The following is a 23,183-nucleotide window of genomic DNA, read 5'->3' as shown; positions in this document are numbered from 1 at the left end:
GTCGGCGCCGAGGCCGACAGACAGCGCGTAAAGAATGGTGTCGCGCGCCGAGTAGGCATGCACGACCTCTTGGAAGGGCCAATTCTTCAGGCGGACGGGATCAATGGGCATATGCGGGCACTGGTTAGCTAGGGCCCGATGTCTCGGGTGGATCGCGGCGCCGGCATGCTCTGAATGAGTTCACTGAGCACGGTGCCGACGCGGAGTGCGGGGGAATCTGGTCAGAGCGGGATGCTAGGCAGGCAATCAGGGCGCGTCGGTCGGGCCGGAGGATCCTCGCGCGGAGCGTCGGCGTCGGGTTTCGCGCCACGCATTGAATTCGCCCACTATCCCGCGGCGGAACAGCATGACGCACAGCACGAAGATTGCGCCCATGATCACGGTGACCCAGGAGCCGACGCGGTCGGCGAGTTGGTTCTCCAGCGAGACGATGGTCAGCGCGCCCACGGCAGGGCCCAAGATCGTTCCTAGGCCTCCGACGATCGTCATCAGGACCACTTGGCCCGACATGTGCCAGTGCACGTCCGTCAGTGTCGCGAGTTGGAAGACCAGCGACTTGAGCGCGCCGGCGACGCCGGCCATCGTCGCCGAGAGGATGAATGCCAGCAGCTTGTAGCGTGACACGTCGTAGCCGAGAGAGATCGCACGGGGCTCGTTTTCACGAATCGCGGTCAGCGCATGTCCGAAGGGCGAGTGGATGGTTCGATGGATGAGCCAGAAGCCTGCTGCGCAGACGGCGAGCACGAAAAAGTACATCGCAAGGTTGTCTGAGAGGTCGAGGACACCGAACAGGCGGCCGCGCGGCACACCCTGGATGCCTTCCTCGCCACCCGTGAAGGGCAGTTGCAGGGCCAGGAAGAAGATCAGCTGCGAGAGCGCCAGCGTGATCATGGCGAAGTAGATGCCGGCGCGGCGCACGGCGATCCAGCCGAATATCGCCCCCAGTACCAGCGCGTACAGCGCACCGGCCAGGATGCCCAGTTCCGGCGTCAGGCCCCATTGCTGGACCACCGTCGCGCAGATGTACGCGGCGCCGCCGAAGAAGGCCGCGTGACCGAAGGAAAGCAGGCCCCCGAAGCCGAGCAAAAGGTTGAAGGCCGTGGCGAACAGCGCGAAGCACAGGACCTTCATCAGGAAGGTTGGGTAGATGAAGAAGGGGGCCGCGATGGCCAGCAGGATTAGGAGGATGTAGCGCGCGCGCATGCTGAGATTCCTTGGATTCGAGTTGAACGCGCCGCTCAGGCCGTCTTGCCGAAGAGACCGGCGGGACGTACCAGCAGGACCATGACCATGACGACGAAGATGACGATGGCCGACGCCTCGGGATAGAAGACCTTGGTCAGGCCCTCGAGCAGACCAAGTCCCAGACCGGTGACGATGGAGCCCAGGATCGAGCCCATGCCTCCGATCACGACGACAGCGAACACCACGATGATCAGGTTCGATCCCATCACCGGGTTGACCTGCATGATGGGCGCCGCCAGCACCCCGGCATAAGCCGCCAGCGCTACGCCGACCGCATAGGTCGCGGTCACCATGACGGGCACGTTGATTCCCAGCGCTTGCGTCAGCCGAGGGCGTTCGGTGGCTGCGCGCAGCCGTGCTCCAATGGGCGTGCGCTCGATCACGTACCAGGTCGCGAAGCAGACGATCAGGGAGGCGACCACGACCCATGCACGATACAGGGGCAGGTACATGATGCCGATGTCCACGCCGCCTTGCAGCGCGGCAGGGATGGGATAGGGCGCCCCCGAGATGCCGAAGGCCCAGCGGAAGAAGCCCTCGGCCATCAAAGCGAGTCCGAAGGTCACCAGCAGGCCGTAGAGGTGGTCAAGCTGGTGGAGATGCCGCAGCAGCAGGCGTTCGATAAGAACCCCCAGCGCGCCCACGACGACGGGGGCGATGATCAGCGCCCCCAGTAGCCGATGCCAAACCATTGCATGGCCAGCAAAGCGCAGAACGCGCCGATCATGTAGAGCGCGCCATGGGCGAAGTTGATGATGTTGAGCAGGCCGAAGATCACCGCAAGGCCCAGACTCAGGATGGCATAGAACGAGCCATTGATCAGGCCCAGCAGCAGCTGGCTCAGGAGGGCTTGGGTGCTCATCGGGATCTCCGGCCGGACTTCAGGACTTCTTGATCAGTGGGCAGCGCGACGCGGACAGCGGCTGGAAGGCCTCGGCACCGGGAATCGTCGCGCGGACGTGGTAGTAGTCCCAGGGGCCTTGGACTCGGACGGCTTCTTGACTTGGAACAGGTACATGTCGTGCACCATGCGGCCGTCCTCGCGGATCTGCCCGTTCTTGGCGAAGAAGTCGTTGACCGGCGTCTTGCGCATCTGCGCCAACACCTTCTGGGTGTCGTCGCTGTTGACGGCCTTGACGGCCTTCAGGTAATGCGTGATCGCGGAATACTGGCCCGCATGGATCATCGTGGGCATGCTCTTGCGTTTCTCGAAGAAGCGCTTGGACCAGGCGCGGGTCTCATCGTTGAGATCCCAGTAGAACCCCTCGGTCAGGTACATGTTCTGGGTGTAGTTCAGGCCAAGCGAATGGACGTCGGACAGGAACACCAGCAGGCCCGCCAGGGATTGCTTCTGCGAGATGCCGAACTCGGCCGCCTGCTTGATGGTGTTGATCATGTCGTTGCCGGCGTTCGCCAGGCCGATCACCTGCGCGCCAGAGCTCTGCGCGCGGAGCAAGTAGGACGAGAAGTCATTGCCGGGGAATGGGTGGCGCACCGCCCCGACGACCGTGCCGCCGTTGGCTTTGATGACGTCGGAGGCGTCTTTCTCGAGCGAATGCCCGAACGCGTAGTCGGCAGTGATGAAGTACCAGCTCTTCCCGCCCTTCTGCACCATTGCACGCGCCGTGCCGTTGGCCAGCGCGTAGGTGTCGTAGGTCCAATGGATCGTGACGTCGTTGCAGTCCTCGTTGGTGACCCGGGTCGACGCAGTCGCAGTGTTCAGCGCGATCTTGTTCTTTTCCTTCGCGATCTTCTGCACCGCCAGGCCGACGGAGGTGGTCACCAGCTCGGAGGCGATGTCCACCTTGTCGCGCTCGAACCACTCGCGCGCCTTGTTGGAAGCGATATCGGGCTTGTTCTGGTGGTCCGCCGTGACCATCTCGATCTTGAAATTCGGCTTCTCCTTCGCGATGAAGTCGTCGATGGCCATCTGCGTGGCGACCACCGAGCCAGGACCTGCAAGGTCGGAATAGGTGCCGGAGAGGTCGGTCAGCACGCCGATGCGCACGACGTTGTCGGAGATCTGCGCGTGCGCCGATGCTCCGAACAAGGTGGAAATGGCGGCGCAAAGCGCCAGCGCCTTGAATTTCATGGCTGTCTCCTGGGTGGGGTGGGGGTGTTAGACACCGAGCAGTTCGTGCAAGGTATCGGTGCGGTCCGCAAGCTCGGTCCGGTCGATGGTGAGAACGACCTGGCCGTGCTCGAGGACGTAGTGGCGATCGGCTAGCGGTGCGGCGAACCGGAAGTTCTGCTCCACGAGGACGATCGTGTAGCCGCGCTCCTTGAGCTGGCGGATGGCTTTGCCCAGCGCGGTCACGATGACCGGCGCGAGGCCTTCGGTGATTTCGTCGAGCAGCAGCAGTCGGGCGCCGGTGCGAAGGATGCGGGCCATGGCCAGCATTTGCTGCTCTCCGCCGGAAAGGCGCGTGCCGGGACTGCGACGGCGCTCGTGGAGATTGGGGAACATGGCGTAGATTTCGTCCACGCTCATGCCGCCCGGCTGCACCACGGGTGGCAGCAGCAGGTTTTCCTCCGTCGACAGGCCGGCGTAGATGCCTCGCTCTTCCGGGCAGTAACCGATGCCGCGCCGGGCGATCTCATGGGGCTCGAGCTTGCCGATGTCCTGGCCCTTGAATCGCACCGCGCCGGTCTTGCGGTCGGTGAGGTTCATGATCGCCTTCAGGGTGCTTGTCCGGCCTGCACCATTGCGGCCCAGCAGGGTGACGAGTTCACCCGTGCGGACTTCGAGGTCAACGCCATGCAACACGTGGGACTCGCCGTAGTAGGCGTTCAGATCGCGTACTTCAAGGAGGATGTCGCTCATGCTGCCTCCGCTTCGGCGCCCATATAGGCCTCTCGCACACGCGCGTCGTTCGAAACAGTCTGGTAATCGCCTTCGGCGAGGATGGCGCCGCGCTGCAGCACGGTGATCGTGTCGCACAACTGGGAGACCACGGACAGGTTGTGTTCCACCATCAGGATCGTCCGGTGGGCGGCGACCTTTGGATGAGGCCCACCACCTGTCCCACGTCCTCGTGGCCCATGCCCTGGGTCGGTTCATCCAGGAGCATCAGCTCTGGCTCGAGGGCCAGGGTGGTGGCTAGTTCGAGCGCGCGCTTGCGGCCGTAGGGCAGTTCCACGGCCTTCACGCCGGCCAGGCCACCGAGGCCGACCGACTCGAGCAGTTCCATGGCTCTGGCGTCATGCACGCTCAACGCTTTCTCATGGCGCCAGAACTCGAAGGACGCGCTTTGCCTGCGCTGAAGCGCAACCCGCACGTTTTGCAACACGGTGAGATGCGGGAACGTGGCCGAGATCTGGAAGGACCGGACGATGCCCCTGCGAGCAGTTTTCGCGGGGGTCTCGTGGGTGATGTCGTCGCCGCGGTAGCGGATGGTGCCGCTGGACACCGGCAGAAACTTCGTCAGCAAGTTGAACACCGTCGTCTTGCCAGCGCCGTTAGGGCCGATCAGGGCGTGGATCGAACCCCGGCGCACGCGCAGGTTGACCTTGTTCACGGCAGTGAAGCCACTGAACGTCTTGGTGAGATCGGTGGTCTCGAGGATGGTGTCGGATCCCATGGGCGTCCTTCTCGGGCTGATGGTGGGCAGAGCGGCGCGTCAGGCGTTGCGGGAGGCGAGGGCCTCGGTCGCATTCGGTCGTCGCCGGGTGGCTAAATCGGTCGTGCGAAGCTGTCGGGAAGAAGTGGGCCGGCCCGGGTGGACGGCCCTTGAAAGCAGATACCGGATCCCATACGTTGTCTCGTGAAACTTCTTGAAGTCTTTTGGATGCCGAGAATATACGTCAATAACTTGATATAAAAACTAGGGAAAACCTGGGGCTTTTACTGTGGTGTGAGAGATGTGGGTGGTTAAGGTATATAAGGATGTAGATGTGAATCCGGGGTGTCCTTGGCTCTGGCTCCTGTTTGGGGTGCCATGTTTCCCCTGATGAACTGCTGGGCGCCAAGGCCGCGAGACACTGCGCGAGCGGCCGCGAAGTCCGTCGCCGTGATGGGCTTTGTGTGACTAGGCCGCTTTTCCTTTCGGGCCGCGGGCGTCAGCTTGTCGGACAGCGGGGTGATGACTTCCTTGAACGACTCTTGGCGACGCCGATGATCCGGGCGACCGCGGCAACTGCGGTAAAGCGCCGACATGAGGAGTGCCCCATCTCTTGGCGAGTACCTGACGGGCAATTTGGGCCCGGCCTTCAATCCAAAGGGGTTTATGTCAACATCCTTGCGCAAAGCCGCTAAGATGGACAAATGGCTGTCGATGCTCGCGGCGCTTAGGGAAGACGCGTTTTCGCGGATCGCGGTACGGCGCCTGTCCGTCGTTCCCGTGAGGTGTTCAGCTACCTGATGGCTCGGTTCTGAACTCTTTGAAGCTCCCTGACTACTAACCTGCGCATGTCTGATAACGAAAACTACGATCAATCGGTTTCCGCCGTTCACAACCGATTGTTTTTCGCCTGTTCCAAGCTGGCAACACCTTGGATCGCCAGTCCGTCAAGGAGCTTGGCATCACCACAGTCCAGTGGGCGACGCTGGGAGCCTTGTCGCGTAAGCAGGTGAAGGATGGAATGTCGTTTTCCGACCTGGCGGACTATCTGGTCGTGAGCCGCCAGAGTCTCGATGGGGTTCTCAAGCGCCTGGAGCGCGAAGGGCACGTGGCTCGCGTCGTGGATCCAGCTGATAGGCGCGCCAAGAAAGTTGTGATGCTGCCACCGGGTCGGGCGTTCTGGGACGGAATCCAGCCAAGAATCTACGAGTTCTATCGTCAAGCGGTGGCAAGCTTTCGCTTCGACGACAAGATCTCTCTGCTGCACCACATTAACCAGCTCAATGACGGGATGTCGAAGGTCGCCTTGGAAATGGATGCTATCCCTGAGGAAGATGAGGGCTAGAACCGAGATTCCGAGGTGAGTTATCGTCCGCTGTAGGGCGTTCTGGTTGAGCGTCATGGCTAGGGCGCCACGTCGCCGGAGGTGGATCCGAGGCAATGCAACGGCAACGGTGGTTCAAGCGTTTGCTTGATCGGGGAGCAAGGGTGTCCGTCTGCACGCCTCACGAAACTTCGCCAAATCCTTCCACGATCATGAGAGATCCTTTCGAGGCTCCTTGGCGAATTGGTACCAGCGCCTGGTACTCGGGTGATTCGTACCAGGCGCGGGCTTGGGCCACGGACGGGAACTCCAGGACGACGAGGCGGTCTGCTGGAAGCGCTCCTTCGCGCAGTTCCTTGGCTCCGTTGCGGATGAGGTACTTGCCGCCATGGGCTGCGATCGTTGCAGGTGCGCCTGCTGCATAGGGGGCATAGCTTGACGGATCTTCCACGTCAATGAATGCCAGCACGTAGCCTTTCATCCAAGTCTCCGAAGTGAGTAGTGAACAGTGCTAGTGGATGGTTAGGACAAGCTTCCCGATCACCCCTCTTGATGTCAGCCGGGCGGCTGCGTCAGCGAAAGATTCAAGAGCGAACACTTGCGTGATGTGTGGGCGCAAGAGTCCCTGCAGGTAGAGTTCGTTCAGTTTTGCTTGAGCCTCTGCGACGAGCTCGGGCGAGTAGGTCGGGTAGTCCGTCCACTGCATACCGGAGACAGAGATGTTCTTGAGCAGCAGGTAGGAGCCTTTGATCACCGGAATCTTGCCAGCGGCGAACCCGATGATCACCGCCCGGCCGCGCCGCGCGAGCGAGCGAATGCACGCATCGAACACATCGCCGCCCACGGGATCGAGGAAGACGTCGGCTCCTTTTCCATTCGTAGCGCGATGCACTTGCTCGCGAGTGGACTCGGGAAGGTTGGCGGCCGAGAGGTCAATCACCTCATCGGCTCCGGATTGATGCACTGCTTTCGCCTGGGCTTCCGAGGTCACGCCCGCGAGGACTTTCGCGCCTAGGGCCTTGGCGATCTGAACGGCGGCAAGCCCTACACCCCCGGCAGCTCCACTGATCAGCACGGTCTCTCCGTTGCGGAAATTGCCGCGGTCCGTGAGCGCAAAGTACGCCGTCTGGTACACGAGGCCCATCGCGGCCGCATCAGCGAAGGGCATTTCTGTTGGTATCTTTTGTGCGCTCGACTGAGGAACGGACAGGCGACTTGCGAAGCAGCCGTTCTCCACTTGGGCCACAACGTGGTCCCCTTGCTTGAAGGTGCGGACGTTCGGGCCGACGGCCTCCACGATGCCAGCTGCGTCCTTTCCAGGAGTGAACGGGCGCTCGGGAAGGATTTGGTACTTCCCGCTCATGACCAGGAGATCGGGAAAGTTGAGAGACGCTGCTTTGACAGCGATCAGGATGTCATCGGAGCCGACAACCGGTTCGGCCACTTCTTCGACGTGATGTGTGCGAGGGTCCTCGCTGAACTGACGAATGAGTACGGCTTTCATGCTGCTCGGAGGGGAGGGGTGATGGGGACGTGTCAAAACTACGGACTCAAGTTGCCCAATTCTGCTGATGATTCTGATGCGTCGATTCTTGGAATTATGTAATCATATTTGCATAGATCGGTTTGATTTTCCGTATAAATATAGGTGTAAACCCTAGTCTTTAGAGAAATTATGTATCAATAACTTGATATAAATTGCTGGCTCTGCAAAGATCGCGCCGTCGCTAGAGCGATGGGCTGCGCGCAGGTCTGTTCTGGTCGCTTGTGCTTCGCATGAGCGCGCCGATGTAGCACGTCTTGGTCGTGGTTCCGATGTATCCCTACCGAAACAAGGAGACAAGACCCATGCGAGAGATCAACGTGCACGAACTTGCCGATGAGGCCAAGTTCAATCGTTTCCATGCCAAGGTGCTGGCCTGGTGCTTCGTGGTCATCATCATTGATGGCTATGATTTGGCGGTCGCTGGAGCGGCGCTTCCGGCCATCATGAAGGAGATGGGCGTGGAAGCCGCGACCGCTGGCTTCATGGCCAGCTCGGCTCTGTTCGGGATGATGTTCGGCGCTATCTTTCTGGGCGCGCTGTCGGACAAGATCGGCCGCCGTTGGACGATCTCTCTTTGTGTGTTTCTCTTCAGCGTATTCACCGCGGCAGCGGGGCTGACCAAAGATCCTGTCACCTTCAGCATCGCGCGCTTCATCGCGGGGCTGGGCATTGGCGGCGTGATGCCGAACATCACAGCTCAGATGACCGAGTACGCGCCCAAGCGGATCCGGAGTTTCCTGACGACCGTGATGTTTTCCGGCTACGCCATCGGCGGCATTCTGGCTGCCGTGCTGGGAAAGCAGTTCATTGCGCAGTTTGGCTGGCAGATCGTGTTCTTTGCCGCCGGTGTCCCGGTGCTGCTGATCCCCTTCATCCTGAAGTCGATGCCTGAATCGCTGTCGTTCCTGGTATCCCGGCGAGACAGTGCGCAACTGCGTCAGATCGCCCAATCCATCGATCCGGGGTTGAAGATCGGCGCCAACGACACCTTCCATCCGCCTCGGGCCACCAATGCTGGGGCCGGTGCCACCGTAGCGCAACTGTTCCAAGATGGGCGCGGACTGAGCACGGTGATGTTCTGGGTGGCTTTCTTCACTGGCTTGTTCATGATCTACGCGCTCAGCACCTGGCTGACGAAGCTGATGGCCATGTCGGGCTACAGCCTTGGCTCCGCATTGAGTTTTGTCATCGCACTCAATGTGGGTGCGGTGATCGGATCGATCGGCGGCGGGTGGCTTGCGGACCGGTTCCACATCAAATGGGTCGTGGTCTGCATGTACGCGTTGGGCGGCGTCTTCCTGTACATGATGACGCTGAAAACCTCGACGGAGGTGCTCTATTTCATCATCGCAGCGGTTGGGGCTTGCTCGACGGGGGCGCAAATTGTGGTCTACGCCTACAGCGGCCAGTACTACCCGTCAGACATTCGGTCCACCGGCATCGGCATGGCGTCGGGCATCGGGCGCATGGGGGCGATCGCTGCGCCTTTGCTGATCGGGTTGATCGTGTCCCTGCAACTTCCTCTTGAGCAGAACTTCCTGGTCATCGGTGCCGCAGGCGTTGTGGGAGCGATTGCGCTTGCGTGCATCAACCATGGCCGATCGGCTTCGGAACTGACCCTCAAGACCCTCAAGACGAGTACTGCCACGTGAGTGGCATGGATGTGGGGGCCTCGCGGCCTGGCCAGGTGCTGCTAGCCCAACCTCGCCTTGCCGGGGGAGGGGCGCCGCGCGTCGAATGCGAGTTCCACACCTGGTTCGGCATCCCCGCACGCCTGTAGGAGCTGTCATCGTCGTAGCGCCGATCGCTTTCATTTGTGTAGTGATGTTGATGGTTATTTGGATTGAGATGTTATATGAAGTAGGTGTTAACCCTGTATTTCTCAAATAAAATACGTCATGATCTTGACGTAAATTGATGGGGCGAGGATCATTGCACTCACCCCAAACCCAGCACGAGAGACAAACATGTCAACCTATCCACACCTCCTGAGCCCCTGCGCGTCGCTGGGGTAGATCTGCCGAACCGCATGGTGATGGGCGCAATGCATACGCGCCTGGAAACAATGGATCGTCCCCATGAAAGACTGGCGGCCTTCTACGCGGCCCGTGCCGCAGGTGAGATCGGCCTCATCCTTACCGGCGGCTACTCCCCGTGCCCGAAGGGGTGATGGATGAAGGTGGTCTGGTGCTGCAAAAGCCCGGGGATTTGGGCGAGCATCGCGCGATCACCTCGGCGGTGAATGAGGCCGGTGGACGCATCGTCCTGCAGATTCTTCACGCAGGCCGTTATGCCAAGGTGTCCACCTGTGTGGCGCCGTCGGCCGGCAAGGCGCGGATCAACGTCTTTCCTCCACGTGCGCTGACGACCGAAGAGGTCTGGGCAACGGTCGAGAGCTTTGCGAACACATCGGCACTGGCAGAGCAGGCTGGCTACGTGGGTGTCGAAATCATGGGCTCCGAGGGCTACCTGATCAACGAGTTCACCGCAGCATTGACCAATCAGCGCGACGACGAGTTCGGCGGCGACTTTGATCGCCGGATCCGCTTCCCCTTGAAATCGTGAAGGCCGTGCGGGCGCGGGTCTCGCCCGAATTCATGGTCATCTACCGCATCTCGTCCATCGACCTGATGGACGGGGGTATGACCGGCGAAGAAGTGGCCGAACTCGCCCGCCGGGTCGAAGCGGCGGGTGCCGACATGATCAACACCGGCATCGGCTGGCACGAATCGTCCGTGCCGACCATGGCAGCGCCGGTCCCGCGTGCGGCATGGATCGACGCGATCCGCAACGTGAAGCGTGCGGTCGGCATTCCGGTGATGGCGTCCAACCGCATCAATGCTCCTGATGTGGCTGAAGAGATCATCGCTTCCGGCGCTGCCGATCTGGTTTCGATGGCCCGTCCGCTGCTCGCCGATCCCGAGTTCGCCCGCAAGACGCGCGAGAACCGCGCCGACGAGATCAATACCTGCATCGCCTGCAACCAAGCCTGCCTTGACCGCATTTTTACCGACCGCGTGGCGACTTGCCTGGTGAACCCGAGGGCAGGGCGCGAGATCGAGTTCGACGATAGCAAGACCACCGCGCCCAAGCATTTCGCCGTTGTCGGTGGCGGGCCTGCCGGCATGGCCTTTGCGATCAATGCCGCGCAGCGTGGTCATCGGGTCACCTTGTTCGAGGCAGGCGATCAGCTCGGTGGCCAACTGAATATGGCTCGCAAAGTGCCGGGCAAGAACGAGTTCAACGAAATGCTGCGCTACTTCCGGGTCTCGCTGGAGCGCCTGAAGGTCGCGGTGCATCTGAAAACCCGAGCCGATGCGGAGGATCTCGCCGCGCGTGTGCGTTCGGGTGAGTTCGACGAGGTGGTGATTGCGACGGGCGTGATCCCGCGCGAGCCCGAGATCAAAGGCCTTGATCACCCGAAGGTGGTCAGCTACCTGGATGTGCTGGCCAACGGCGTGCCGGTGGGCAACAAGGTCGCTATCATCGGCGCGGGCGGAATCGGCTTCGACGTGGCCGAGTACCTGGTCGGCAGTGCCGAGGAGTCGCTCAAGCCAAAGGTATTCATGGATGCCTGGGGTGTGGATACGGCCATTCGCAGCGCGGGCGGGCTCAAGGCGCCTGCGCAGCACGGCACCGAGCGCGTCATCCACATGTTCCAACGCAAGCCCGAGTCACTGGGCAAGAACTTGGGCAAGTCCACCGGGTGGATTCTCAAGGCCAAGCTGCGCAAGGCAGGCGTGGCGATGACGGCCGGAGCAAGTTACCAGGCCGTTGACGACCAGGGCCTGCACTACAGCGTGAATGGCGAGGCTCGCGTATTGGACGCGGACACTGTCATCCTCTGCGCGGGACAGCTCTCGAACCGGACGCTGTTTGATGGTTTGGCCGAGCGAGGCGTCAAGCCCTACGTGATCGGCGGAGCCGATGTTGCTGCCGAATTGGACGCATTGCGCGCCATCGACCAGGCAACGCGTCTGGCCGTTTCGTTCTGACTTTGACAGCCCTAACTCAGAGACAAGCATGACGAACAAATTCAAACAAGGTCTTGACAAGAACCCGGCCAACTACCAGCCACTGACCCCGCTGGCGTTGCTCGACCGAGCGGCGGACATCCATCCAGACCGCATCGCTGTCATTCATGGCGAGCGGCGCTATACATGGGCCGCCTACGCCCAGCGTTGCCGCAGCCTGGCACGCGCGTTGATCGGCGCGGGCATCCAGCGTGGAGATACGGTCGCCATCCTCGCGGCCAATATCCCCGAGATGCTGGAGGCGCAGTTTGGGGTGCCCATGGCGGGCGCTGTCGTCAACTCCATCAACATCCGCCTGGACGCGGCGGCGATCGCCTTCATCCTGCAGCATTCCGAGACCCGGTTGCTGATGGTGGACCAGCAATTTGCCGAGGTGGCGCGTGCGGCGGTGAAGCTCTCCGGCTTGCAAATGGATGTGGTGGACATCCGTGCAAGCGACGTCCCAGACGCCGACCCGGTGGGTGTGATCGACTACGAGCGTTTCCTGGCCGATGCGCCTGCTGATGCGCAGCTGCGCTACCCCGAGGACGAGTGGGACGCCATCGCGTTGAACTACACCTCGGGAACCACGGGCAACCCCAAGGGCGTGGTCTACCACCACCGTGCGGCCTATCTCAATGCGCTCGGCACCTCCCTCTATGCGCGGTTGAACGTAGGAGTCCCGGTCTACCTGTGGACCTTGCCGCTGTTCCATTGCAACGGCTGGTGCTATGCGTGGGCCCTGGCCGCCGTGGCCGGGACGAGTGTGTGCCTGCGCAAGGTGGTCGCGGAGGACATCTACGACGCCATCGGCCAGCATAGCGTGACGCATTTCTGCGGCGCCCCGGCGGTGCTCAGTTCGCTGATCGCAGGCAAGCCGCAGAACTGGAGCAAGCCAAGCTCCCCATCTGGGTCGCCTGCGCCGGAGCCTCGCCGCCAGTGTCGGTGATCGCTCAAACCGAGGCCCTGGGCTTCGAGGTGCTGCACGTGTATGGCATGACTGAGCAGCACGGTGTCAACACCACCTGCGTGCCTCAGGATTCGTGGGCCGCCATGCCGGCTGAAGAGCGTCTGCGCCACATGGGCCGTCAGGGCGTTCGCACGGCGGTCGCGGGAGACATGATGGTGGCCAATCCCCATACCCTGCAGCCCGTGTCCCGCGACGGCAAGACGATCGGCGAGGTGCTTTTCCGAGGGAATCTGGGCATGAAGGGCTACCTCAAGAACCCCGAGGCTACGCGAGAGGCCTTCGAGGGTGGCTGGATGCACAGTGGCGATCTGGCCGTGGTGTATGAGGACGGCTACATCGAGATCAAGGACCGCTCCAAGGACATCATCATTTCCGGCGGCGAGAACGTCTCTTCCATCGAGGTCGAGGAGGTCCTGTTCACGCACCCGGCGGTGTTCCAGGCCGCGGTGGTCGCCGTGCCGGACGAGAAATGGGGTGAGGTCCCCTGTGCAGTGCTGGAGCTGCATCCGCAGCACGTCGGCACCTTGACGCAGGAAGAGGTCATCCAGTTCTGCCGCGCCAGGCTACCGGGTTTCAAGACGCCGAAGCACGTGCTCTTCGAGCCCATCGTGCGCACTGCCACCGGCAAGCTGCAGAAATTCAAGCTGCGCGACCACGTCGCTCAGGTCATCGCCAACCGCAATCACTGACTCAATTTATTTACAGGAGAGCATTCCCATGCGTGGACTCAAAGACAAAGTGGCCATCATCACTGGCGCAGCCGGCGGCATCGGGCGCAGCCTGGTGCAGCGTTTCCTGGAGGAGGGTGCGCGCGTCGCCGCACTGGATCTGAACCAGGCTGGCCTCGATGAAATCAAGGGCCAGTTCCAACAGTACGCGGGTCAGCTGACCACGGCTCAGCTGGATATCACGGATCACGACGCGGTTGCCAAGGCTGTGCAGAAGATCCACGCCGATCTCAAGCAGATCGACATCCTCGTCAACAACGCCGGCTGGGACGTGGCCAAGCAGTTTGTCGAGACCACGCCCGATCTGTGGGACAAACTGATCGCGATCAACCTCAAGGGCCCCCTGAGCCTGCAGCATGCCGTGGTGCCTTTCATGGTGGCGGCCGGCGGCGGCAAGATCGTCAACATCGCCTCCGATGCGGGGCGCGTCGGTTCGTCCGGCGAATCCGTCTACTCCGCATGCAAGGGCGGCATCATCGCCTTCAGCAAGACGCTGGCCCGTGAGACGGCACGCAGCAATGTGCGCGTCAACGTGGTGTGCCCGGGGCCCACCGATACCGCGCTGCTGCAGTCCTTCACGGGCGGCGGCGAGTTCGGCCAGAAGATCTACGACGGTCTCAAGCGGGCCATTCCCCTGAAGCGCCTTGGCCAGCCCGAGGACATTCCCGGCGCCGTGGCGTTCCTCTCCAGCGACGACGCCAACTTCATCACCGGCCAGGTCATCTCGGTGTCCGGCGGCCTGACCATGCACGGCTAACCCCACCAGGAGACGACCATGAGCAACTACACGGACATCCTCTACGAAGTGAAGGGCGGCGTTGCCCGCATCTCCATCAACCGTCCCGAAAAGTACAACGCATTTCGCGGCAAGACCTGCGACGAACTGATCGACGCGCTGCACCGTGCCGGCTGGGACAAGAGCATTGGCGTCATCGTGCTCACCGGCGTGGGCGAGAAGGCGTTCTGCACAGGGGGCGACCAGTCGGCCCATGATGGTGGCTACGACGGCCGGGGCCTGATCGGTCTGCCGGTCGAGGAACTGCAAGGAATGATCCGCGAGGTGCCGAAGCCCGTGATTGCCCGCGTCAATGGCTTTGCCATCGGTGGCGGCAACGTGCTGGTGACCTGCTGCGATCTCGCGATTGCTGCGGACACGGCTCAGTTCGGCCAGGTCGGCCCGAAGGTCGGCTCGGTGGATCCCGGCTTTGGCACGGCCTATCTCGCCCGCGTGGTTGGCGAGAAGAAAGCCCGTGAGATCTGGTATCTGTGCCGCCGCTACAAGGCGCAGGAAGCGCTCGCCATGGGGCTAGTCAACGCTGTCGTTCCCATGGCGGAACTGGATGCCGAAGTCGATCGCTGGTGCCAGGAAATCATGGAAAAGAGCCCGACAGCGATTGCCATCGCCAAGCGCTCCTTCAACGCCGATTCGGATTCGATCCGTGGTATTGGCGGCCTGGGCATGCAGGCGCTGGCGCTGTACTACGGTACCGAAGAGTCTCACGAGGGTGTCAAGGCGTTCCTGGAGAAGCGCAAGCCGCGTTTCCGTCCCCAATCCGACGAAGGCAGCCAGGCATGAGCGCGGAGCTGACCTACCGTGATGGTGTCGCGATCCTGACGCTGAACCGCCCGAAGGCCTTGAATGCGCTGAACGCCGAGATGGTCGGAGAGATCTCCAACCGTCTTGACGAGGTCGCGGTATCGGACGCCCGGGCACTGCTCATCGTTGGTGCAGGCGGCGGCAAGTCCTTCTGCGCGGGCGCCGATGTGAGCGAACTGCAGGGCAAGAATGCCGGCGAGCAGCGCGAAACCGCACGGCGTGGTCAGTTGGCGTTCGCCAAGCTGGACAGCCTGCGCATTCCTTCCGTCGCAGTCATCACTGGCGTGGCGTTCGGGGGCGGGCTCGAGCTGGCGATGGCGTGCACCTTTCGGATCGCGACGCCCACGTCGCGGCTCGGCCTCCCCGAGATCAAGCTGGGCCTGATTCCCGGCTACGGGGAACGCAGCGGCTGCCGCGCCTGGTGGGCGTTGGGCGAGCTGTGGAGTTGATTGCCAGCGGCCGTGCGATCGATGCCCAGGAAGCAGAGCGCATCGGCCTGATCCATCGCATCGTCGAGGTCGAGGATCCGATCGATGCGGGAGTCGCCTATCTGAAGAGCCTCGGCGAGCCGTTTCCGGCGTCCCTGGGCCATGCGCTCGAGGCGATCCGGCATTCGCAGTCCATGCGCATGGAGGACGGGCTGCAGCAGGAGGCGGAGTGTTTCTCGGCGGCGACCCAGACCGGTGATGCCGTCGAAGGAGTCACTGCCTTCCTGGGCAAGCGCAAGCCTCTGTTCACCGGACACTGAGTGGTTTCCCCACGCAGTCTTTGATTCAGGGAGTCCCTATTTCCAGCGCATCTGATCTCCGGGAGCCAGCGCATTCGGCGGCAAGTCCGATGCTGGTGCGCTCGATGCCCCTTGTGTTCGTGGTCATCTGGGCCACGGGCTTTGTCGTGGCCAGGTACGGCATGCCGCATTCGCCGCCCATGAAGTTCCTGGCGGTTCGCTATGCCTTGTCCGTCGGCTGCTTTGGCATTTGGGCCGTTGCCGCCCGGGCGACGTGGCCGCGGGACGCCCGGAGCTGGCTGCACCTGAGCGTCACCGGGATGCTGATGCACGCCATCTACTTGGGCGGCGTGTGGGCCGCAGTGAAGATGGGGATGGGCGCGGGCCTGACTGCATTGCTCGTCGGGTTGCAGCCCGTTCTGACGGCGATCTGGCTTTCCCGCCGAGGCGGCAGCGTGACAAGAGCCCAATGGGTGGGGCTTGTTCTCGGACTGCTGGGATTGCTGCTGGTGGTTTGGGCAAAGCTGGGGTTCGGGGAGGTCGGCCCTGCCAGTTTGGGTTGCGCGTTGACGGCTCTGCTGGCCATCACCATGGGAACCCTGTACCAGAAGCGCTTCGTGGCTCCCTGCGATGTTCGGACCGCCAGCTTCATCCAATTGCTGGCGGCGTTTGTGGTGACCACACCTCTGGCGTTGCTGGAAACGGAGCCGATGCGGTGGGTCGGCGCCGCTGGGGGCCTGAATTCGGAGCTGGCGGGGGCCATGGCCTGGTCCGTGCTGGGGCTGACGTTGGGAGGCAGCTCTTTGCTGTATCTGTTGATCCAGCGAGGCGCCGCAACCTCCGTCACCAGTCTTTTCTACCTAGTACCTCCCACGACAGCGGTGATGGCGTGGGTGCTTTTGGCGAGCCGGTCACGGGGCTGACGGTCGCCGGGATGGTCGTCACCGCAATCGGCGTCGGGATCGTCGTGCGCAAGCCGAACTGATTCCGATCACGTCCTGAAGGAGTTGAAGCATGACATTCAAGAACATTCTTTTCACGGTGGACAGCGGCGTGGCGCGCATCGTGCTGAACCGGCCGGAGAAGCTCAACAGCCTGGACGCCGAGACCATGGTGGAGCTCCATGAGGCCATGTCCCGAATTGAAGCCGACCGCCAGTTGCGGGTGCTGGTGCTTGGCGGGGCGGGACGTGCCTTCTGCGCGGGGCAGGATCTTGCCGATCCCGCCATGCAGGAGGTCGATGGCAAGTTGCCGGACATCGGCAATCTGGTGGAGCGGTACTTCAAGCCGCTGGTGATGCGCTTGCAGAGCCTGCAGGTTCCTACTGTCGCGGCGGTGCAAGGGTTGGCTGCGGGAGGCGGCGCATCCATCGCGCTGGCTTGCGATCTGGTGGTGGCCGCCCAATCCGCTTACTTTCTGCAAGCCTTCTCCAGGATCGGGCTGACGCCGGATACCGGCAGTACCTGGTTTCTCACGCGATCCGTTGGCACCGTGCGTGCTCTGGGTCTGGCAATGCTCGCCGAGAAGCTCCCAGCCGCGACGGCGGCTGAGTGGGGGCTCATCTGGCAGGTGGTCGAGGACTCGAAGTTCGCCGGCACCATCGATGCCTTGGCAGCACAAATCGCCCAGATGCCGACCAAGGCGTTGGTACGCACCCGGCAGTTGATGCATGCGGCCACCAGCCATTCGCTGGAGCAGCAACTGTCCATGGAGGCCAGCTTCATTCGCGAAATGGGCTGGAGTGCCGACTACCGGGAAGGTCTGCAGGCGTTCTCCCAAAAGCGGCCCCCGAACTTCACCGGCGAGTGAGCGGCATGCTCTTGCAGCAAGCCCTTGCGATGTCTCAGGCAGCGGTACTTCACGACCGAGGCATCGCACACGGTTGGAGATCCGAATAAGAAATTTATCCATCTGTTTGCGTTGTTGAACGCAAGCGCTTCGCCACAGGAGGCACTATGAGTCAGTACACCCCACCTTTGCAGGACATGCAGTTCGTTCTGAATGAGCTCGCGGACCTGCATGAAATCGCAGCGCTGCCCGGCTATGGCGAGGCCACTCCCGACCTTGCTCGCGCAGTGCTGGAAGAGGCTGGAGTCTTTGCCTCGGAGGTCATCGCTCCTCTGAACCACTCGGGAGACATTGAGGGCGTTCGCCTTGAAGGTGGCGCGCCCCGTATGCCAGCGGGCTGGGCGCAGGCGTATGCGCGTTTCGTCGAGGCCGGTTGGCCTGCACTGTCCGCGCCTGAAGAGCAGGGCGGACAGAATCTTCCCGGCGTGCTGGCCGCTGCAGTCGAAGAAATGTGGAACAGCGGCAGCGTCGCGTTTGGCCTGCTGAGCCTGCTGTCGCGAGGCGCGGTGAACGTGCTGCGTCACGCTGGTTCGCCTGAACTGCAGCAGCGGTACCTGCCGCGCATGGTCAGCGGTGAATGGACCGGCACGATGGTGCTGACCGAGCCGCAGGCAGGCTCTGACCTTTCCGCCGTGCGCACCCGCGCCACCCGCGCGGCCGATGGCTCGTACCGATTGCATGGCACCAAGATCTTCATCACCTACGGGGACCACGATCTGGTTCCGAACGTGGTGCATCTGGTGCTTGCGAGGGTCGAAGGCGCCCCGGCCGGAACCAAGGGGATCTCGCTGTTCGCGGTGCCGAAGGTGCTGGTCAATGAAGATGGTTCGCTGGGCGAGCACAACGACGTGCGAGCAGTGTCGATCGAGCGCAAGCTCGGCCTGCATGCCACGCCCACGTGCGTCATGGCTTTCGGCGACGGTGCGGGAGCGGTCGGCTATCTGGTCGGTGAGGAGAACCGCGGGCTGGAGTACATGTTCATCATGATGAACTCGGCGCGCTTCGCCGTGGGCCTGGAGGGCATTGGGCTGGCCGAACGCGCTTACCAGAAGGCCAGGGCATATGCGCGGGAGCGGGTTCAAGGCGTGGAGCAAGGCGGTGAGACCAGCGCCAAAGTTGCGATCATCCGGCACCCCGATGTGCGCCGAATGCTGTTGAGCATGAAATCCCGGATTGAGGCCATGCGCGCGCTGGCGGCGGTGATGGCGGCAAGCATGGACCAGGCTGCGCTGAATCAGGATCCGGAAGTCCGGGATGCCCACCAGGCCTTCGTCGAACTGATGATGCCGGTCGCCAAGGGGTGGTTCACGGAAACCGGTCTGGATATCGCCTCCATGGGGATCCAGGTTCACGGCGGCGTGGGCTTCATCGAAGAAACCGGAGCCGCGCAGTATCTCCGCGACGCCCGCATCACGACGATCTATGAGGGCACGACCGGCATCCAGGCGATGGATCTGGTGGGACGCAAGATCGGCCGCGATGGCGGACGCGCGATTGGTGCGGTGATCGTGCGTATGCGGCAGGTCCAGGCTGACCTGGAATCCCATGCGCATGCCGAACTCCGCGCCATTGGTGCTCAGTTGAACAAGGGTATCGGCGACCTCGAGGCAGCAGTGGAGTCGCTTGTGAAGTCTTGGGAGGGCGGTCCCAAGCCTGCCCTGGCGGGTTCTGGTCCGTTCCTGGAACTCCTGGGCATCGTCGCGGCTGGATGGCAAATGGGACGGGCCGCATTGGCTGCCGACCGCCTCCTCGCATCGGATCCTGGCTCGGACTTCTTGACCTACAAGATTTTGACCTGCCGCTTCTACGGTGACCACGTTCTTTCCAAATCGGCGGGGCTGCGGCATGCAATCGTCTCTGGCTCGGGCGCCACGCTGGAGTTCTCTGACGCAGCGTTCTGAAGAGGCAATTGCTTGTATTGCAGACGCGGTCACTCTCTGTGCCGTGAACCTGCGAATGCTGCAATCGGCCAGTCAAGCGGCCTGAATCTGCGGGAAGCCCCGGTGGGGATTCTCGTTGGGAATGCCGCCTGCGAAACCGTCGCTCTATCTCATGCCGCTGCAGGTGTTCATTCCGGGATACCCGCCAGTGAGGGATGGTTGCTAGAGGCGGTGAAGAGAAGAGGTTTGACGAAGTAGTTTCTTCAACGCTCCTTCGAGGGCAGGTGCACCGCTATGCACCAGAAGGAATGCCACATATCGAGAGGAGTATTCATGCAGTCAGCCCCCAGCGCAGCAATGCATCGCCGTGACGCCCAGTGCATTGGCATTCCCCGCGAAACCTTCCCGCTCGAAAAACGCGTCGCCACCGTGCCCGACGTGGTCGAAAAGCTCATTAAGCTGGGCTTCAAGGTCTCCATCGAATCCGGCGCGGGTGAAGCCGCCAACTTCAGCGACGATGCCTACCGCGCCGCCGGGGCCGAGGTGCTGCCGGACGCGGCCGCGCTGTGGGCCGCGTCGGACATCGTGTTCAAGGTGCGCCCGCCGAGCGAGGCCGAAGTCGGCCTGATGCGCGAAGGCGGCACGCTGATCGACTTCATCTGGCCCGCGCAGAACCCCGAGCTGATGCAGCAGCTGGCCGCCAAGAAGACCACGGTGCTGGCCATCGACTGCCTGCCGCGCACGCTCGCGCGCGCAGAAGATGGATGCGCTGACCTCCACCGCCGGCGTCTCCGGCTACCGCGCCGTCATCGAGGCGGCCAATGCCTTCGGCCGCTACTTCAACGGCCAGATCACGGCCGCGGGCAAGGTGCCTCCGGCCAAGGTCTTCATCGCCGGCGCGGGCGTGGCCGGCCTGGCTGCCATCGGCACGGCGGCCAACCTGGGTGCCATCGTTCGCGCCAACGACACGCGCGCCGAGGTGGCCGACCAGGTCAAGTCGCTGGGCGGCGAGTTCGTCAAGGTGGACTACGAGGAAGACGGCTCGGGCGGCGGCGGCTACGCCAAGGTCATGAGCGAGGGCTTCCAGGCTGCGCAGCGCAAGATGTACGCGGAGCAGGCAAAGGACGCCGACATCATCATCACCACCGCGCTGATCCCCGGCAAGCCTGCGCCCAAGCTCATCACCGCCGAGATGGTGCAGAGCATGAAGCCCGGCAGCGTGATCGTGGACATGGCCGCCGAGCAGGGCGGCAACTGCGAGCTCACCGTGCCCGGCGAGGCCGTGGTGCGCCATGGCGTGACCCTCATCGGCTACACCGACCTGGCCTCGCGCCTGGCCAAGCAGTCGTCCACGCTGTACGCCACCAACCTGCTGCGCCTGACCGAAGAGCTGTGCAAGGCCAAGGACGGCGTGGCCGTGGTCAACATGGAAGACGAGGCGATCCGCGGCCTCACCGTGGTCAAGGACGGCGCCATCACCTGGCCCGCACCGCCCCTCAAGCAGGCGCCCGCACCGGCGCCCAAGGCCGCGGCCGCGGCGGTGGCCGAGAAGAAGAACGGCCACGGCCATGGCGCGGGCGCGCCCATGTCCGCCAAGGCGCTGACCATTATCTTCGCCGTGGCGGCCGTGCTGTTCTGGCTCATTGGCGCCTATGCGCCCGCGGCCTTCCTGGGCCACTTCACGGTCTTCGTGCTGGCGTGCTTCATCGGCTACATGGTGGTGTGGAACGTGACGCCCGCGCTGCACACGCCGCTGATGAGCGTGACCAACGCCATCTCCAGCATCATCGCCATCGGCGCGCTGGTGCAGATCGCACCCCCGAGGCGGGGACCAACGGACGGCCCGATGGGCTCATCATGTGGCTGGCGTTCGCCGCCCTGGTGCTCACGGCCGTCAACATGTTCGGCGGCTTTGCCGTCACGCGCCGCATGCTGGCCATGTTCCGCAAGTAGGCATCGCCACAACAAGAAGAACGAGGAGAGCACAACACCATGTCCCCAAGTCTCGCCACGGTCGCCTACCTGGGCGCCGCCATCCTGTTCATCCTCAGCCTGGGTGGCCTGTCCAACCCGGAGACCTCGCGCCGCGGCAACCTGTTCGGCATGATCGGCATGGCGCTGGCCGTGCTGGCCACGGTGTTCGGCCCGCGCGTCAGCCCCTCGGGCATCACCTGGATCGTCATCGCGCTGGTCATCGGCGGCGCCATCGGCCTGTACGCGGCCAAGGTCGTCAAGATGACCCAGATGCCGGAGCTGGTCGCGCTCATGCACAGCCTGGTGGGCCTGGCGGCCTGCCTGGTGGGTTTTGCCAGCTACATCGACACCTCGGTGCAGTTCCAGGGCGCGGAAAAGATCATCCACGAGGTGGAGATCTACATCGGCATCCTGATCGGCGCCGTCACCTTCTCCGGTTCGCTGATCGCCTTCGGCAAGCTCAACGGCAAGATCGGCGGCAAGCCGCTGCTGCTGCCGGCGCGCCACTGGCTCAACCTGGTCGCGCTCCTGGTCGTGATCTGGTTCGGCCGCGTGTTCCTGAACGCGCACGGCCCCGGCGCGGGCATGACGGCGCTGGTCGTGATGACCGTGATCGCGCTGCTCTTCGGCGTGCACATGGTGATGGCGATTGGCGGCGCCGACATGCCGGTGGTGGTGTCCATGCTCAACAGCTACTCGGGCTGGGCGGCCGCGGCCACCGGCTTCATGCTGAACAACGACCTGCTGATCGTCACCGGCGCGCTGGTGGGCTCGTCGGGCGCGATCCTGAGCTACATCATGTGCACCGCGATGAACCGCAACTTCATCAGCGTGATCGCCGGCGGCTTCGGCTCGGGCGCGCCCAAGAAGGCCGATGGTGGCGCCGCTGCCGCCGAGCCGCAGGGCGAGGCGGTGCCCATCAGCGCCGTCGAAACGGCCGAGCTGCTGCGCGAGGCCAAGAGCGTCATCATCGTACCCGGCTACGGCATGGCCGTGGCCCAGGCCCAGCACACGGTGAACGAAATCACCCAGACCCTGCGCGCCAAGGGCGTGGAAGTGCGCTTCGCCATCCACCCGGTGGCGGGCCGCATGCCCGGCCACATGAACGTGCTGCTGGCCGAGGCCAAGGTGCCCTACGACATCGTGATGGAGATGGACGAGATCAACGAGGACTTCCCCGACACCGACGTGGCCATGGTCATCGGCGCGAACGACATCGTGAACCCCAGCGCCCTGGAAGACCCGGACAGCCCTATCGCCGGCATGCCGGTGCTGGAAGTGTGGAAGGCCAAGACCAGCATCGTGATGAAGCGTTCCATGGCCTCGGGCTACGCCGGCGTGGACAACCCGCTGTTCTACAAAGAGAACAACCGCATGCTGTTCGGGGATGCGAAGAAGATGTTGGACGAAGGGCTGGCCGCGCTCAAAGGCTGAGGGCGAGTGTGCGAGTCGAGTCCGAGAACTGATACGACGACTGAATGGGCACGTATCTGCTCGGAGGATGTAAGGGTGGTGGGGGCGTTCAGGAGTCCAGAACGAGAGGTTTGTGCAGCAAGTTCGCTTGCATCGGATGGCGATTCAATTCTCGAAGTGGGCGGACAGAGGGGAAGCCTATGCCAAGTCATAACACTCACGTCCTCAGTGAAGAGGAGATCGCTGAAGGTGCTCAACGCATCCGCGGCCGTAGTCATCAGCCTCATGAAGATCTGGGGCTGTACTTTCTCCTCTTGGCCACTGGGGCTCGACCGTTGGAGATCGCGCGTCTGGAGAT

Annotated in this window: 13 protein-coding genes and 7 pseudogenes; 13 read left to right on the top strand and 7 right to left on the bottom strand. The window is 62.9% G+C overall.

Annotated elements, in window-relative coordinates; all coding sequences use genetic code 11:
• Positions 1-246: 246 nt before the first annotated feature.
• The 5 genes and pseudogenes from H0I39_RS19255 to H0I39_RS19235 form a co-directional block, all read right to left on the bottom strand.
• Complete coding sequence (locus H0I39_RS19255; protein ID WP_180551548.1) at positions 247-1,203, bottom strand: branched-chain amino acid ABC transporter permease; 957 nt, start codon at positions 1,201-1,203, stop codon at positions 247-249.
• Positions 1,204-1,238: 35 nt separating this feature from the next.
• Positions 1,239-2,107 (bottom strand): annotated as a pseudogene (locus tag H0I39_RS19250) (branched-chain amino acid ABC transporter permease).
• Positions 2,108-2,126: 19 nt separating this feature from the next.
• A pseudogene (locus H0I39_RS19245) lies at positions 2,127-3,337 on the bottom strand (ABC transporter substrate-binding protein).
• Positions 3,338-3,364: 27 nt separating this feature from the next.
• The gene (locus H0I39_RS19240; protein ID WP_180551547.1) at positions 3,365-4,069 is read right to left on the bottom strand and encodes an ABC transporter ATP-binding protein; all 705 of its coding nucleotides are present in this window, start codon (positions 4,067-4,069) and stop codon (positions 3,365-3,367) included.
• Positions 4,066-4,826 (bottom strand): annotated as a pseudogene (locus H0I39_RS19235) (ABC transporter ATP-binding protein). The gene H0I39_RS19240 and the pseudogene H0I39_RS19235 overlap by 4 nt, the downstream one beginning before the upstream one ends.
• Before the next feature lie 910 nt (positions 4,827-5,736).
• Between H0I39_RS19235 and H0I39_RS19230 the strand changes: the two are divergent.
• The gene (locus H0I39_RS19230; RefSeq protein ID WP_257645895.1) at positions 5,737-6,150 is read left to right on the top strand and encodes a MarR family winged helix-turn-helix transcriptional regulator; all 414 of its coding nucleotides are present in this window, start codon (positions 5,737-5,739) and stop codon (positions 6,148-6,150) included.
• Positions 6,151-6,310: 160 nt separating this feature from the next.
• Here the strand turns inward: H0I39_RS19230 and H0I39_RS19225 are convergent, their stop codons facing one another.
• Together H0I39_RS19225 and H0I39_RS19220 are read right to left on the bottom strand one after the other, a co-directional pair.
• Positions 6,311-6,610 (bottom strand): DUF1330 domain-containing protein, encoded by a 300-nt coding sequence (locus H0I39_RS19225; RefSeq protein WP_180551546.1) that lies wholly within the window; start codon positions 6,608-6,610, stop codon positions 6,311-6,313.
• Between the two features lie 30 nt (positions 6,611-6,640).
• Positions 6,641-7,633 (bottom strand): NADPH:quinone oxidoreductase family protein, encoded by a 993-nt coding sequence (locus H0I39_RS19220; protein WP_180551545.1) that lies wholly within the window; start codon positions 7,631-7,633, stop codon positions 6,641-6,643.
• 344 nt (positions 7,634-7,977) lie between these two features.
• Here H0I39_RS19220 and H0I39_RS19215 point away from each other — a divergent pair, with 344 nt between their 5' ends.
• The 12 genes and pseudogenes from H0I39_RS19215 (at position 7,978) to pntB (ending at position 22,846) form a co-directional block, all read left to right on the top strand.
• Complete coding sequence (locus H0I39_RS19215) at positions 7,978-9,327, top strand: MFS transporter (protein ID WP_180551544.1); 1,350 nt, start codon at positions 7,978-7,980, stop codon at positions 9,325-9,327.
• Positions 9,328-9,642: 315 nt separating this feature from the next.
• Positions 9,643-11,670, top strand: a pseudogene (locus H0I39_RS19210) (oxidoreductase).
• Between the two features lie 28 nt (positions 11,671-11,698).
• Positions 11,699-12,637 (top strand): AMP-binding protein, encoded by a 939-nt coding sequence (locus H0I39_RS23560; RefSeq protein ID WP_307776845.1) that lies wholly within the window; start codon positions 11,699-11,701, stop codon positions 12,635-12,637.
• A complete protein-coding gene (locus tag H0I39_RS23555; protein ID WP_308645898.1) occupies positions 12,628-13,347 on the top strand; it encodes an AMP-binding enzyme in 720 nt (239 codons plus the stop codon). Before H0I39_RS23560 ends, H0I39_RS23555 begins: the two co-directional genes overlap by 10 nt.
• A 28-nt stretch (positions 13,348-13,375) precedes the next feature.
• Positions 13,376-14,143 (top strand): glucose 1-dehydrogenase, encoded by a 768-nt coding sequence (locus H0I39_RS19200; RefSeq protein WP_180551543.1) that lies wholly within the window; start codon positions 13,376-13,378, stop codon positions 14,141-14,143.
• A gap of 18 nt (positions 14,144-14,161) precedes the next feature.
• Positions 14,162-14,962: a 2-ketocyclohexanecarboxyl-CoA hydrolase gene (badI, locus tag H0I39_RS19195; RefSeq protein ID WP_180551542.1), complete on the top strand. Its 801-nt coding sequence runs from the start codon at positions 14,162-14,164 to the stop codon at positions 14,960-14,962.
• A pseudogene (locus H0I39_RS24350) lies at positions 14,959-15,731 on the top strand (enoyl-CoA hydratase/isomerase family protein). The gene badI and the pseudogene H0I39_RS24350 overlap by 4 nt, the downstream one beginning before the upstream one ends.
• 89 nt (positions 15,732-15,820) lie before the next feature.
• Positions 15,821-16,695 (top strand): annotated as a pseudogene (locus tag H0I39_RS19185) (DMT family transporter).
• A gap of 29 nt (positions 16,696-16,724) precedes the next feature.
• On the top strand, positions 16,725-17,519 hold the full coding sequence (locus H0I39_RS19180) for an enoyl-CoA hydratase-related protein (protein WP_180551541.1): 795 nt from the start codon (positions 16,725-16,727) through the stop codon (positions 17,517-17,519).
• Between the two features lie 146 nt (positions 17,520-17,665).
• Positions 17,666-19,459 carry an acyl-CoA dehydrogenase gene (locus H0I39_RS19175; protein ID WP_180551540.1) on the top strand — a complete coding sequence of 598 codons (1,794 nt, stop codon included), beginning with the start codon at positions 17,666-17,668 and terminating at the stop codon, positions 19,457-19,459.
• A 336-nt stretch (positions 19,460-19,795) separates the two neighbouring features.
• Positions 19,796-21,391 (top strand): annotated as a pseudogene (locus H0I39_RS19170) (Re/Si-specific NAD(P)(+) transhydrogenase subunit alpha).
• Positions 21,392-21,430: 39 nt separating this feature from the next.
• Positions 21,431-22,846: a Re/Si-specific NAD(P)(+) transhydrogenase subunit beta gene (pntB, locus tag H0I39_RS19165; protein WP_180551539.1), complete on the top strand. Its 1,416-nt coding sequence runs from the start codon at positions 21,431-21,433 to the stop codon at positions 22,844-22,846.
• Positions 22,847-23,183: the final 337 nt, after the last annotated feature.

The organism is Ottowia beijingensis, from assembly GCF_013423955.1.
In the GTDB taxonomy this organism is placed as follows: Bacteria; Pseudomonadota; Gammaproteobacteria; order Burkholderiales; family Burkholderiaceae_C; genus Ottowia; species Ottowia beijingensis.
Note: the sequence above shows the minus strand (reverse complement) of the source record. Positions and strands in the feature narration are given on the sequence as shown.